General features: G+C 46.4%; 9 protein-coding genes and 1 pseudogene. All 10 read right to left on the reverse strand.

Going from position 1 to position 15,171, the window contains the following annotated elements; translation table 11 throughout:
- On the reverse strand, positions 1–6,949 hold a 6,949-nt coding region (locus tag WMO75_RS16370; protein WP_349078540.1), incomplete at its 3' end, for a Cna B-type domain-containing protein.
- A 257-nt stretch (positions 6,950–7,206) separates the two neighbouring features.
- Positions 7,207–7,785 carry a LytTR family transcriptional regulator DNA-binding domain-containing protein gene (locus WMO75_RS16375; RefSeq protein WP_118698188.1) on the reverse strand — a complete coding sequence of 193 codons (579 nt, stop codon included), beginning with the start codon at positions 7,783–7,785 and terminating at the stop codon, positions 7,207–7,209.
- Between the two features lie 64 nt (positions 7,786–7,849).
- Positions 7,850–9,127 (reverse strand): glutamate-1-semialdehyde 2,1-aminomutase, encoded by a 1,278-nt coding sequence (gene hemL, locus WMO75_RS16380; protein ID WP_022215624.1) that lies wholly within the window; start codon positions 9,125–9,127, stop codon positions 7,850–7,852.
- Entirely contained in the window at positions 9,127–10,110 is a 984-nt protein-coding gene (gene hemB, locus WMO75_RS16385; protein ID WP_118698189.1) for a porphobilinogen synthase, read from the reverse strand. The genes hemL and hemB overlap by 1 nt, the downstream gene beginning before the upstream one ends.
- Positions 10,111–10,115: 5 nt before the next feature.
- Positions 10,116–11,624 (reverse strand): uroporphyrinogen-III C-methyltransferase, encoded by a 1,509-nt coding sequence (cobA, locus tag WMO75_RS16390; RefSeq protein ID WP_227222817.1) that lies wholly within the window; start codon positions 11,622–11,624, stop codon positions 10,116–10,118.
- Positions 11,621–12,532 carry a hydroxymethylbilane synthase gene (gene hemC, locus WMO75_RS16395; RefSeq protein ID WP_227222818.1) on the reverse strand — a complete coding sequence of 304 codons (912 nt, stop codon included), beginning with the start codon at positions 12,530–12,532 and terminating at the stop codon, positions 11,621–11,623. The genes cobA and hemC overlap by 4 nt, the downstream gene beginning before the upstream one ends.
- Complete coding sequence (locus WMO75_RS16400; RefSeq protein WP_022215628.1) at positions 12,522–12,995, reverse strand: precorrin-2 dehydrogenase/sirohydrochlorin ferrochelatase family protein; 474 nt, start codon at positions 12,993–12,995, stop codon at positions 12,522–12,524. Before WMO75_RS16400 ends, hemC begins: the two co-directional genes overlap by 11 nt.
- Positions 12,985–14,214 (reverse strand): glutamyl-tRNA reductase, encoded by a 1,230-nt coding sequence (hemA, locus tag WMO75_RS16405; RefSeq protein WP_227222819.1) that lies wholly within the window; start codon positions 14,212–14,214, stop codon positions 12,985–12,987. The genes WMO75_RS16400 and hemA overlap by 11 nt, the downstream gene beginning before the upstream one ends.
- A gap of 92 nt (positions 14,215–14,306) precedes the next feature.
- Entirely contained in the window at positions 14,307–14,702 is a 396-nt protein-coding gene (locus WMO75_RS16410; RefSeq protein ID WP_022215630.1) for a DUF1667 domain-containing protein, read from the reverse strand.
- Between the two features lie 4 nt (positions 14,703–14,706).
- Positions 14,707–15,171, reverse strand: a pseudogene (locus tag WMO75_RS16415) (pyridine nucleotide-disulfide oxidoreductase); the annotation flags it as partial.

The following is a 15,171-nucleotide window of genomic DNA, read 5'->3' on the forward strand; positions in this document are numbered from 1 at the left end:
CCGATCTCTTCCAGATGGCTTTCCAGGAATCGTATTCTCCATATGCCGGAAGCAGTCCATCCTTCGAAGTATCCTGTGTTACTCCACTATCTTTTTCTCCATTCAGCACCACAATTGCCCTCTTGCTGAAAGACTGATAACTTCCATCTGCTTTCTGATACTGAATTTCCAACGTGATTTCCGGACAATTCCATTCATCTCGGAATTTTTCCGGAATTTGGGACAAATCCCATTTTTTCTCTGCATAGCGCACGGTCGGATCAAAAGAATTTATAACTGTAGTTATATAACGATATCTCCAGTCACCATCTGTCTCATTATTCTTTTTCTTTCCATCCTGATAATCCACATCATAAATCCCACCTGAAAAAGATCCAGAATACGCATGATTTACAGAAGTTTCTCCCTCTGGCTCAGTAATCATTGTTCCATCTGTATTAAGTTCTCTTGCACGGTATTCATATCGAACCACCTGATATGTTCCGTCAATACTCTCAATACCATAGACAGGAAGCCCTCCAAGTTCTGTTGATTTCTCATTGATGTCCTCTGCCTCTACATTGTCTTCGCCGCTCAAAGTGATTCTGACTTCTGTTTTGTTTCCTGTTTTATCCGTGGAAGACAGATTCTGCCAGGGAGATTTCCAGGTTGATCCAGCTTCCAGTTTAACTGCCCGCCTCTGTACTGCAAAGCTCACCGTCCAGTTTCCATTTTTGTCTAATACCCTGGTACCATACACGTTACTGGTATCATTCCATACCTTACTCACTTTCAGTCTCGTAACCGGAAATGCATTTGCCCAGACAGATAAACTGTCTGATTCGTGATTTCCATAGGAATAATCCGTACCGGAAGTTCCTCTAAAAAATCCCATCACAAAAAATGGATCAAATTTTCCTGTTCCGCGGCTGATGATCTCATTCAAGATGCCATCTGGTGTTTCTGAAAGTGATGCCTTACTTAAATCCACTTTAAATAAGATTTCCGCATCCTTCGACTGCCTGAAAGAAATGTTTTCTTCACATAGCCTGTATTCCAGTTCATAATAACAGCCTTCTTTATTGTAAGCTCCACCTTTTGCATATTTCGGAAGATATTGCAGCTTATGCATCCAGCATGTATTATCTTTCATATACCCCTGCAAAATAACATTCACGCCATTTTCAGATACTGTAACAGATGCATCTTCCTGTACCAGATCTTTCAGAATTTCCTGAAGCGGTCGTGTCTGTGCAAAGCCTTTTTCTTTCCTGCTTCCTTTAAATAATTCTTTCAGTCCCATCCAGGAAGAAGGTTCTTCCAGCGCAACATTTTCTCCCTGCGCGTTATAGCAGGCTTTTACTCTTCCCTGCAATACAAACTGCAATGACAGGTAATATCCCAGATAATCTGCTCCCGTAGATTCCCGGATATCTGATTTGTCTGTGATATTTTCAGGTCTTTCAGAAAATACCTGGTCTGCATTCTCTGCATCTTTATGCTTCACATCCAGTGTACGCCATCTCTTTTCAATCCGTGCAGTCACTACCCGGACATGATTGGTAACGGTTGTCTCTGCTACCTCTGCTTTATAAGTTTTATCTTCTTTCAGCAAATGTTTTTTTCCATAAAAATAACACCAGTAATCTCTCGTATTGTCGCGATAACCCGGAAGTCCATCTTCTTTGTCCCTTGCATATATTTCACGAATACCATATTTCCATGGCATTCCATTTGGTGCATACTTTTCCAGTTCTCCATCTGTTCCTGTAATCTGAAACAGATATCTGTCGTTTTTTCCTTTCACTTTTTCCCAGACAATCTGATATGGTTTATGTCCCTGTTCATCAACAACTTTTAATGGATATAGTGCACTTCCGATGGCATTTCTCATTCCCGGCTGTGCCTCTGCATAACGAATCACTTCAAACGAAATAAGTCCCTGACTGTTCAATTCATCCACAGACGGACGGAAACCAAAAAGGTTATTGTTGTCATCCCATTTTTTGGTTCCTTCGATCACAATTCTGTCATCGCTGAGAACATTCTTAAACGTCGCATCTGGAATTTTTTCTTCATCATCCGAAGCATACAGATTCTCTACCCTATATTCCTGTGGATTTTCTTCTCCCTGTAGCTGATCTCCGGTCTGTCCCCGGATCAGTCTGCCAGCTTTGTCACGGTTTCCCGGCTTTGCAAAGGCAAGACTGTAACTGTCATAAGTTTCTGATATTTTTTTCTCTTCAATTCTGTACTGAAATTTCTCGCCACTTGGTGCATAAATTTCCAGATCCTCAAACGTTCCTTCTGCGGATGCCAATCCTGTATCTTTTCCAACAGGAGAAAACTCATTATAATCAAGCGTTAACATCTTTTTGAAGGATATATCCCGCTTCAGTACATCTTTTCCATTCTCGTCTTTTCCCATATAACAACGGGTCAGAACATAGGTTACAGAAGGATATTTTTCTTCTTCTGTCTTTTCTGCCTCCAGAATTTTCTTAACGGTGAGATTTCCTTTCTCACTTTCATAAAAATTCTCTACCATAAAGTTATGGATCTCCGGCTGTAAAAACACCTTTCCTTCCCGGTCTTTCGGTATCCCCTCCATGGTTTCTTTGACTGTATAGGAATATCGTCTTCCATCCTTATCATAAAGAGGAAGTTTCTGATCTGTTCCATCTGCACTTTCGGCAGTCAGTTTCTGTCTGCCATCTGCATCTGTATCGATCCGGTTACGGTTTTCACCCATATATTCCAGAAGAAAACGGTATGCTGCATTGACATACTGTTTCGACCAGTCTTTGATCGTAACGGATGCACATTCGCTGCCTTCTCCCTTTTCTTCTTCCAGTTTCTGGTAAATGGTAAAGGTTGCTTTTGGAAGTACCGCTTTGTCAAAACCTCTCGGGACATTTCCCCAGATCTTTTTGCCTTCGATTCGAATATCTTCCTTCAAGCGATTGACAAAAGTTCCGTTCTCACCAAGAATCCAGCTTCCATCAGACAGCTGCGCCAGACGGGTGTTCTCCGTCACTTCTTCCAAAAATCCCTCCTCATTTCCGATCAGATTTTTTTCCGGATCAAGATATTCCACCGTTGTGTAATCAAAAAGCTCGGCGTTGACATGCATTTTTTCCTGCGCATAATACAAAATTTCATATCCATACTCATCATACTTCGGCAGATTGTCAAAATCGACAGTCCAGTCATAATGGCTGTCTCCTTCTTCTGTCGGCCGCCAGAGATGATCTTTGTAAAACAGCTCCAGTTTCACGCTTCCATCTGCTTCATGCACCTGACGGTAAAGATTCAAATAAATGTCAGGGCGGTCGCCTTTTTCGAAACGATAATGATCCTTCCACTGCTTGTGGAAGACGATCTTCTTCGTTCCGCTGAGTTTGTTTCTCAGATAAAAATGCTGCTGGTCTTTTGTGTGGGAATCTCCTACCTGATACTTACTGGAAGTAAGGGAAGTGTATTCTGTTGTGATCCCGGTCTGTTTTAATTCATTCAGGGAAAGTTCCTGATAACTGCCGTCAGGAGTCTTTTTTGCATAGACTTCTTTCACGGAATAGTGAACGACAGATCCGTTCTCATCGTATTTTGGAAGATCATAGAAATAAAATTTCTGATTTTTTACCGCCGTGTCAATGCTGATCTCCTGATACATGGAAACTGTTTTTCCATCTGCATCAACAGGAGCGTGCTCACCTGCTCCGGTGTTGATCGTCCCTTTCTGATAATCTATCACACCTGCCTGGTCACAGATCAGCTTCGCATAAAGACCAAGCCCCTGCGTCTTAAGAGCTTCTCGCAGTTCGGTCCTTCTGGTTCCGTCACCATCGATCCATTCTTTTGTCACATCCAGAAGGATTCTTCCAAGTCTCTGGTTTGTGATGGTATAATAGGAAATCCCCTCGATGTTTTTCGTCTGGAACATGACACGATACCAGTGTTCATCCGAATGATAATAAATCGCCGGATTTTGCGCGGAAGAACTGTCCTGATAGCGTTTCCAGATCTGTTCCATTTCTTCACCGCTATAGTCTCTGGCAGTGTTGGATGACAGATCACAGGGGACTTTTGCTTCTCCGTTGTTGCCGGTATGTGAAACAGACGTTTCCAACACCAGGATATTTTTCAGATCAAGATCCGTTGGGATCTCCACCTGTTTCTGCCAGAAATCCAGTGCCTTAAGCGTCACTGTCTGGATTTCCTGAAACTCATTTTCTCCGATTCGCTGATAGATCGTAAATGTCACGTCACCACGATGCTCCGCGTCGCTGTCGTCGATCCATTCCTTCCGGACATTGATAAACTGAAAATTCCCAGCACCTGGACGGTTGATGATCTCCCTGTAATAAGTTAAAGTTTCTTCATCAAACTGAACCTCGCCGTAGATGACACGATAAGCATCTGTGTCCTTTTCCACTACAAGGTAATCGTGCCAGCGTCCGTCCTTATCATAGAGAGGAAGATCAAGAAATTCCCCCTGCCAGCTTTCTGTCTCTGCCGCACGGATCACATTCCCTTCTTCATCCTGGATCTGTGTTTCCACACTGTCCTTCTCTCCATCCAGAGTCAGTGTGCCAAGTTCTTTTACCTGATTGGTGGAATCCTGCCGAAGCAGTGCCAGTGTGATCTTCGCATCTTCCGGTGCTTCTGTCTCATTGCCTTCGGCCTCCTGCCATTTTTTGACAACTTTGTAATTTACCTTTCGCTCTATCTGGTTGACGATCTCGGAATGATAACTTCCGTCTTCCTTAAGCACACTTTCCACAGAAGAAGTATAAGAAACTTTTTTGTTTTTCTGCGTCAGGACAAACGAAGCATTCCCGGAATCTGCATCTTTCTTAAGCAGATTCGTGGTATCATTTCCCTGATATACTCCAATCTCTATCCATCGGTATTCCAGTTCATGTCCAAGTTTGTCATATTTCGGCATGCTTCTGCTCCCGGACATGGAGGTCATTTCCTCGTCGAATCCAGACAGGCTCTGTGTCACATCTGCACCGTTTTCCTGTACTGTGTACCACTGGTCATCATCTGTTCCATAACTTTCAACATGTTTGGCCTGCAGCGCAAATTCTACCCGCACATCCGTAAGCTCACCCTGCCAGGCAAGAGCACGCCAGGTTTTAGTGTAATCAGCCGTTACCGTTCCGGTGAGAACGTTGCTGACCGTGCCGTCGTTGTAGATGCTTTTGTCTGTGCTTTCACGGGTAACTCCATCTGGAAGAGTATCCTTTATCGCAAAGTCTCCATTCTTTTTGTAAGTAATCTTCCCGAGAACCTGCTCATACTTTCCATTATTCTCCATGCGTTCTCGTGTGAAATACACATAGGGATATCCTTCGGGATCATATTTCGGCAGGGCTTCCTGCTCTGTCAGGCATACACTTCCTGCTCCAGGATTCGCCAAATATTCGAACGTGATCTTCTGGCTGTCTTCAGTGCTGTTTGCAGGGATCACATATTTCAGCGTATCCCCTTCTTTGTTTTTCACCTGAGATGCCTTCCGGTAACTCGCATCCCCCCGCTTGCTGTAACGCCACAGGGTAAAAGATACTTCCGGCCGCTCTGTGCAGTCCTCCGCATCCTTCCATTCTTTCTCTGCCTGATAGGAAGCCGTGCCGCGCCGCGTCAGGATGATCGTTCCACCATTATAAACCGCTGTAGTATCTGTGCCATGATTGGAGAGATCTGTGTTGTTGTAATCAATGCTAAAATAATCTCCCTCCCCCGGATCATAGCTGTTCAGGCGATAATCCTGCGAATCACCTTCCCGGATATCATAGAGGATCTCCGTGCCGTCAATACGATACTGCGGCAGTCCGGAAACTGTGATGTCCATGGAAACAACTTTGCTTCCGTCTTTCTGTTCTTTTACCTGTGCATTTCGAGTCTGTTCCAGCGAACTGGAAATGGTGTTCACATCCTGATTCTTTTTCTGATACTGAAGATACAGTTCCTTTTGTACTGCATCTGTCAGATCACTGCCACAGCTCATATCGCCACAGCGGATCTCCACATGTGTAGTAACATCCATCTTTTTGATGTAATACCATCCAAACCCGATATTTTTATTAGAGGTGTATTCCTCCCTCACTTTCTCGTCCGGAACATTCAGAAACTTATAATTCTGTGCCAGCTTATCATCCTGTGGATAGTCTCTGTCTGTCTCCGGATCCGGCGGGAGAAGTGTGATCGTCTGAATCGTCGCATTAAATAGTTGGCCATCGCTTCCTGTAACGGAAAGACTTCCTTTCAGTGAATCTTGTGCAAAATGCATCACATAATGTCCGGTTCCCTCAAGATCTTCCATCGTGATCCCGCTCTGACCATTCACCAGAAGTTCACTCACCTTCATGATCTGTGTTTTCTGTGTCTTGTCAGAATCCTGATATGTCACCTCCACCTTGCCGTACTGATAAAACCACGCTGCATACTCGTCTGCACTCAGACGTCCCGCCTGTGCGCCTTCGTTGTTGTCCTGCCAGTAGATATCCTGGCTGATCTCGGATGAATAGACTGGGATATTGTCAGCTCCTGCCGAAAAAACATCCTGCGTTTCTTCCGAGAGAAACAGTTCTTCTGACGCATCGGAAACTTCTTCCTGCACATCTTCTGTACTGTCCTGCAGATCATCTTCAATCGCAGCATCCGCAGTGCCTTCAGATCCATCGCCCTGCATTTCCTGTGGATTCTCTTCTGTGCTGTTATCTAAAAAATCTTCCTCCGAAATCTCCGTCCCTTCTGAATCACCCGGACTGTTGTCAGCTGATACCTCCTCTTCTGTCTCTGAAGAATCCATTTCTTCTATGCCTGCAGATGATATCTCTCCCTGCTCTTCCACCCCATCGGAAAACGAAACAAGTTCCGCCCCATAAACTGCGACCTGGTTGGTGCAGAAGATCAGGCAGATTATCATGGCAAGTATCTTTGTGATTCTTTTTTTACCGTTCAACGCCACCTCTCCTTCCTTTGCTGTTTGATTTTCAAAGAACTGCCGAAAAACTCATCAGGCATTTTCCAAAAAAATATTCAGGTACTCTGAAGAAGCGGTCACGCATCTCTTTTTCTTCTGTAGTGTTATCATAGCAGATTTTATACACTTCTTGTTCTTTGATTCTGCGCACTGCGCCTTGTTTCTGCGCAGACCACGATATGCATATAAAAAAACTCCGCAGACCGTTTTTATCAAACAGTCTGTGGAGTTTTTATTCATGCTTTCGTTCTTTGTGTGAGATAATGCAGATACCTGCTCTGTACCGTGACCAGGCGGCTCTGTGCTACCGGGATCTTCTTGCCGTCTGCCATCAGGATATGATCTGTCCCCAGTTCGGAAATGTACCGGAGCTGGACAAAAAAAGACTTGTGCGGCTGCATAAAAGCCTGTGCCTTTGCAATTTCCCCGACTGCGCTCTCGAAACTTCCCGCCCGCCGGACACTGATGATCTTCTGCCGGTTGTACAGCGTGTAAGTGATGCGCCGCAGGGAATTCTCTGCATACATGATATCTTCCACAAAAATATGTCGGATCGAATCTGTCCCATGGATCAGTAATGGATGCTTCTTCTGCTCTGTCTGCGCCTCAAAAGCACTCTTAAGGGCAGGCATATCCATAATGCAAAAGTTATACTTATCCGGCTGTGTTTCCATGATGTTCTGAAGTTCTTCTACACTTTCCACCTGGCAGAGCTCTGCATCTGCTGTGATATTTCGTTTTATCCATTTCTGTATGGTCCTGCTGGTTTCGTTCTTATCGTTCGTCTGACTGCTGCATACTGCGATCCGAAACATAAGTGCCCTCCCAAAAATAAATAAAATGAGTTCCTGCGGACAGATCCTAATCCTTATTCAGTTTTTATTTTGTAAAAAAGCCTCTGACTTTGTCCAGAGTTTCCTCAATCACGGCATCACTGTGTGCTGTGGAAAGGAACATTGCCTCGAACTGTGACGGTGCGAGGTGGATTCCATTTTTCAGCATGTGCAGGAAATACTCTGCGAATTTCTTTGTGTCGGAAGCTTTTGCAGAAGTGTAATCCCTTACTTCCTCTGTCGCAAAGAAGATGCTTCCCAGAGAAGAAACATGGTTTACCTGGTACGGGCTTCCTGTTTCCTTGAGGATCTCTTCCATGCTTCCATAGAGTTTCTGACCTTTTGCTTCCAGATCCTTATAAACTTCCTGATGTTCATAAAGATATTTGAGCTGTGTCAGTCCTGCTGCCATGGCGATCGGGTTTCCACTTAAGGTACCTGCCTGGTAAACCGGACCGGCCGGGGAAACCATCTGCATGATCTCTTTTCTTCCGCCGTAAGCACCGACCGGCATTCCTGCACCGATGATCTTGCCATAAGTAACCATATCCGGTTTTACGCCAAAATATTCTGCTGCCCCGCCAAATGCAAGACGGAATCCTGTGATGACCTCATCAAAGATAAGAAGTGTTCCATACTGGTCGCACAGAGTACGAAGTCCCTCAAGGAATCCTTTCTTCGGCGGGACAACGCCCATGTTTGCTCCAACCGCCTCTACGATCACGGCCGCAACCTGATCCGGAGCTTCCTCGAGAAGTGCTCTGACGCTGTCCAGATCATTGTAAACTGCTGTCATGGTGTCCTGGGTGCATCCCTTCGGAACACCGGCACTGTCCGGAACTCCGCTGGTCATCACGCCGGAACCTGCACTTACAAGAAGTGCATCACTGTGTCCGTGATAGCATCCTGCAAATTTGATGATCTTGTCTTTTCCTGTAAAACCTCTTGCGGCACGGATTGCACTCATAACGGCCTCTGTACCGGAATTGACCATACGAACCATCTCCACATGCGGGATATGCTCGCAGATAAATTCTGCCATCTCGACCTCGATCTCTGTCGCACAGCCGAAGCTTAACCCGTTTTCGCAGGCTTTGAGCACGCTCTCACGGACTGCCGGGAAGTTGTGGCCGAGGATCATCGGTCCCCAGGAATCTATGTAGTCGATGTATTTGTTTCCATCCACGTCATAAATATAGCAGCCATCTGCACGCTCGATAAAACGCGGAGCCATTCCGATCGCACCATAAGCCCTTACCGGGCTGTTGACGCCGCCCGGGATTCTTTTGACTGCACGCTCAAATAAGTCTTCTGATCTTCCCATTATCCAATTCTCCCTTCATCGATAAAACGGGCAAGTTCTTTTGCATAGTAGGTCAGATAAATAGAAACACCTGCACGGTAAGCACTTGCTGCCATCTCGCACACAATCTTGTCCTCATCGATCCAGCCCATCTTGGCTGCTGCTTTGACCATTGCATATTCACCGCTGACGCTGTAAGCTGCGATCGGAACATTGGTTGCCTTATAAACTTCTGATACCATGTCAAGGTAAGACATTGCAGGTTTGATCATGATGATGTCTGCGCCTTCCTCGATATCTGTCAGGGCTTCTTTCATTCCTTCACGGCGGTTGTGGTAATCCATCTGATAGCTCTTGCGGTCACCAAATGCCGGAGCGGAACCAGCTGCATCACGGAATGGTCCGTAGAAAGCAGATGCATATTTTACTGCATAGGACATGATCGGTGCTTCCTTGTGTCCTGCTTTGTCCAGACATTCACGGATCGCACGCACACGTCCGTCCATCATATCAGAAGGTGCTACCATATCCGCACCTGCCTCAACATGAGAAAGAGCTGTCTTTGCAAGCAGTTCCAGAGTTGCATCGTTTTCTACTTCATGACCGCATAGAACACCGCAGTGTCCGTGGGAAGTGTACTCACACATGCATACGTCTGTAATATAGTAGAGATCCGGGAACTGTTTTTTTGCCTCACGGAGTGCTCTCTGTACGATTCCGTTTTCGTCGTAAGCGCCGCTTCCGACTTCATCCTTATGATCCGGAATACCGAACAGCATGATGTTGCTGACTCCGGCTTTCGTCAGACGTTCCAGTTCATACGGGAGACGGTCCACACTGTAGCGGAACTGTCCTTCCATAGACGGGATCTCCTCCTCGATCCCCTGTCCTTCTCTTACAAACAGAGGGTAGATGAGAGAAGATTTGTCAATTCTTGTTTCTCTTACCATTTTGCGCAGAGTCTCACTGCCACGCAGTCTTCTTGGTCTTTGAATCAGATCCATTATTGTCACTCCTTATTTGTTTTTATCTGTTCAACAAGTGTCGTCAAATCGTCGATCGTAGCTTTGGATGCCATATATGTTTTCATTCCATAGCTGTCTGCTGCTGCTTTTGTCTGTTTGCCGATACATGCTGCTGTCACATTTGAATAATCAGAAAGTCCTGTGCTTTCTACAAAACCTTTGACGGTAGATGCGCTGGTAAATACCACGCAGTCGATACCGCCCCTCGTGATCTCTGCTGCTACATCGATCAGAGGATTTTTGTCATAGATGGTATCATAGGTCGGTACATCGTCCACCCTGGCACCGTGTTCTTCAAGGATCCTGACCAGATTTGCATTTCCCTTTGAGGCACGCGGGATCAGGATCTTTTCGCCGCCATGCAGGGTCTGTGCCAGTGCTTCTCCCAGGGAGTCTCCATCGTAAATTTCCGGGATCAGATCCGCCAGAATGCCTCTCTGCTCCAGAACTTTGGCTGTTCCCTGTCCGATCGCTGCCACCTTCAATGAAGAAAGACAACGGATGTCTTTTTTCATGGAGAACATTTCTTCAAAGAAAATCTCTGCCCCTGTCGGACTAGTAAATACCAGCCACTGATACTCGCTGATCTCATCAAGTGCCTGATAAAGTGCGCTCTGGTCTTCCAGTGCCACGGTACGGATGGACGGAAGTTCCAGGACTTCTGCACCTTTTCTTCGAAGTTCATCTGCTGTGCGGGAGCTTCTGCCCTTCGGACGTGTCACAAGGACTTTCCAGTCTGCGAGCGGAAGTCTCTCATACCAGCCAAATTCCTCAGAAAGACGGCAGACTTTACCAACTACGATGATCGCCGGAGTCTCGATACCCTGACGCTCTACTTCTTCTTTGAGTGTTGCAACTGTGGCAACGACTCTTTTCTGGTCGGAAGTTGTTCCCTTCTGCAGTACGGCCGCCGGCATCTCCGGGTCCATTCCTGCATTCAGAAGTCCCTGACAGATATCATTCAGAGCAGCGATCCCCATCAGGAATACGAGTGTTCCCTTTGTGTTGACCAGTGCCTGAAAATCGATGTCATATTCCTTACCTGCTCTTCTGTGTCCTGTGATGATATGGACGGAAGAGCAAAAATCTCTGTGTGTTACCGGAATACCGTTATAAGCAGGCACAGCGATCGAAGAAGTCACGCCCGGGACCACTTCATACGGGATCCCATTGGCAGTCAGAAGTTCCAGCTCCTCTCCGCCTCTTCCGAACAGGAACGGATCTCCGCCCTTCAGTCTCACGACACGATATCCCTTTTGTGCTTCCTCAAGGAGCACCTGATTGATCTGCTCCTGTGGCATGGTGTGCTTGTCTGCACGCTTTCCTACGTTGATGAGTCTTGCAGAAGAAGGTATCTTTGCAAGTACGCCCTGTCCCACCAGACTGTCATAGACGACAACCTCTGCCTGGGAGAGAACCTCCATTCCTTTGAGTGTAAAAAGACCGATATCTCCCGGTCCTGCTCCTACGAGCCATACCTTTCCCTGTTTCATTCTGCCTCACCTTTATCCGTCTTTGTTCTGTCGGATTCTTTCATTTGTTTTGCAAGTGCGATGCCAAGTGCCTCTGCGTCCTCGCGCTTTCCACGGATGCTGTCTTTGAACCAGTTTCCTGTTTCTTCATTATAATACAGTCCGCGAAGGAAAAGTTCCTCTCCCTCAACCACACCAAACGCAGCCACCGGAGAAGAACAGCCGCCGTCCAGAAAACGTACAAAAGCACGCTCTGCACTTCCTGCGCTCCATGCATCTGCATCACAGTAGCCGTCCAGAAATGCATAGTCAACATTGGTACGTCCCTGTACTGCCAGGATTCCCTGCCCTGCTGCCGGGAGCATTTCTTCCTCTGTAAAATACCGGCTGATCCTGGATTCCAGTCCAAGTCTCTTAAGTCCTGCCGCTGCAAGGATCAGGGCTGAATACTGTCCCTCATCCAGTTTGCGAAGTCTCGTCTGAAGGTTTCCCCTGACACTTGCAACTTCCATATCCGGATATAACTCCCGAAGCTGCAGGGTCCGGCGAAGGCTGGAACAGCCAAGCGGTTTGGATCTGTCAAGTTCTGTTACGCCCTCCGGCAGTACCAGCACATCCCTCGGATCTTCTCTTCTGGAAAAAGCCAGCAGAGGAAGTTCTGCCGGCACTTCCATCGGCATGTCCTTCAGACTGTGAACAGAAAGTTCTGACCTTCCTTCCAGAAGTGCGTGATCCAGTTCTTTTACAAAAAGTCCCTTGCCGCCTACTTTATCCAGGGTGCGGTCCAGGATCTTGTCACCCGTTGTCTTCATGGTCAGGATCTCTACTGTCAGATCCGGATTATGCTCGTTTATGTAGTCCCTCACCATCTCACTCTGCAGCACTGCAAGCTTGCTTTCCCTGCTGCCGATCGTGATCTTATTCTTCATTGTCTGATGCCTCCATTGCCTCCTGAATTGCCACGCGGACTCTGCGGGCTTTCTTGTGGTTCAGCCCGCTCGCTGTGATTCCCACAACAACCTCGTCCTGCATGTAGATCCCCGGAAAATAAAAATCGCATTTGCTTTTGTCATCTGCGACATTGACGTAGATCCCCTGCTCCTTACAGACTCGATAGATCTCATCGTTTAGTTTCCAGTCGTTTGTCGCCGCGATCACCATAAATGCCATGGCAAAATCAGACCGTTTCACCGGACGGTTGATCAGATTTACGAATCCTGCCTTGCCAAGTTCATGAAGCTCCATCGTTGTCTTTGGAGCTACTGCGGTAATGTTCCTGGTAAACTGCAAAAGAGTCTTAATCCTCCTGGTCGCAATGTTCCCTCCGCCTACCACTACGATTTTCTTGTCAGACAGATCTACGAACATTGGAAAAAAACGTTTATTCTTCATATAATTTCTCCAATCCTGCCACGCACTCCAGGAAAGTGTCCTGTTCCAGACTGTCCCGGAGTCCGAAAATAAGTTTGTTGACCACTTTTCCTGCTGCAGTATCTACTGCTTTGAGAAGATTTGCACGGTCGGAGTCATCCATTGGTGTATTCTTGAGGATCTTGTGGATACGCAGGTTCAGATCCTGCACTGCATCCTCCCTGATCTCCTGGATCCTCGGGATCACATCCCTGCCATCCAGCCACTGGAAAAATTCATCCATCTGTGCCCTGACGATCTCGCCGGCTTTTGTGATGCTCTCCATGGATTCCGGAGAGATCCTCTCGGTGCGGAAACTGTCCATATCATATAAGGTAACGCCCTCTTCTCCTCCAAGTGCCGGTTCGATATCCCTCGGCACAGCAAGGTCAAGAAGAAGCAGTGGTTTCGTAAGCGTGATATCATCAAACAGTTCTCTGCGAAGTGTATAGTTCGGACTGGCTGTCGCACTGACTACTACATCACATTTCGGCAGAAAGTTCATTCGTTCACCATAATGGATCCTGCTGCATCCGATCGGAATGCTCACCATTCCGCTTCTGTACTGACGGACGGTTACGGTGACATTCGCTCCGGCATCACGGAGAGTCTGCGCTGCAACCTTACCCATCTCTCCGTTTCCGATAACCATGCAGATTTTGCCATGCATGTCATATCCCTGTTTCCGCAGACTGCTGACTGCCTGATGGATCACAGACGGATTTCCATGTGCAAGCGGAGCTTCTGTCTTGATCTTTTTGCCCGCGGTCACTGCCATGCGGAAAAGGACTTCCAGCACACTGTCCGTGGTAAAATGTTCTCTCGCAAGATTGAGTGCATCCTTGATCTGTGTAAGGATCTGATCTTCTCCAAGAATCTGTGATTTCAGACCTCCTGCCAGATAAAAAAGATGCTCAACCGCTTCTTTATCTTCTCTTGAAATAAAATATTCTTCATAAGAAGGATCCTGTATATTTCTGAGCTCGCAGAGACACTGGTATAAAGAAAGTTCCTGCTCATCCTCATGGCTCGCCCAGATTTCCAGGCGGTTACAGGTAGACAGGATGATGCATCCGTGGATGCCTGCTTTTTCTTTCAGTTTCTCCATTGCCTCTCCGGCGTTTTTCTTCGTAAATGCAAACAGGGCACGGACGTCTACCGGTGCTCTGTCGTGATCTATCCCTATCATGGATATTGTCATGATATTTCTGTTCTCCTTTGTGTTCCTCCTGTATCTTTTTCTGTAAAAATCTGTCGAATCCGCAAGAGGTGCCTACAGAAAAACATACTGTTTTAATGATAGTCGTTTGACCCTGTAATGTCAATGGAAACAGAAATATTTTTCGTTGCAACAATGTCCACACCGGTTCCTGCCACATCATGCAGAACCACATCTCCGATCTCTACTGGAGCAGTAACAGTGACCTCTTTCAATTCCCGGATACAGTCCAAAATTCTGGACTTTTGAATATCCTCTTTTGTCTTGACGGAAACGACCTTTTCCGTGCCATTTAATACACGAACGGTTGTTGTCACAATTCTGGTCGGATTGGTCACTTCTTTTCTTCCATAGACGGCTCCCCGCTTACAGCTATTGCCTTCTACACTCTGTACTTCTCCGTCTTTTATTTTTACAGTGAGGAAACAGCCCATCGGGCAGCCGATGCAGGTAAGATTTTTTTCTTCCATATCTTTATTCCTCCTCAATCAGAATGCTGATTTTTCTCAGTGATGAAGCATTTAAAATCTGTTCCTTTGTCAGTTTAATCTGTTCCATCTCCCCCGGTGCCAGAATTGTCCGTTTTTTGTGAAGAACACGTTCTTCATCAAAATAGCAGCTGATATAACAGTTTTTATAAACAGCTCCCACACGGAAACGGACTGTCATTTCTTCCGGCATGCGCTCCGGTCTTATCACTACCGGGACAGTATAGCGAACTCCATTTCGGGATTCCAGAATAATTGTCCGATTCTGCTTTTGTTCCGGAACTTCCACTGGCTGCTGCCATTTTATGTAATCTGCCGCATTTTTTCCTGCCGCTGCTGCCTCCTCGGATACAAAATCTACCAGATCATGAACGTGCAGAACATTTCCGCAGGCAAACACCCCTTCGATATTCGTCTCCAGACTCTCATTGACTACCGGCCCCGATGTGAC

This window comes from Blautia intestinihominis (genome assembly GCF_040096655.1).
Lineage (GTDB): Bacteria > Bacillota > Clostridia > Lachnospirales > Lachnospiraceae > Blautia_A > Blautia_A intestinihominis.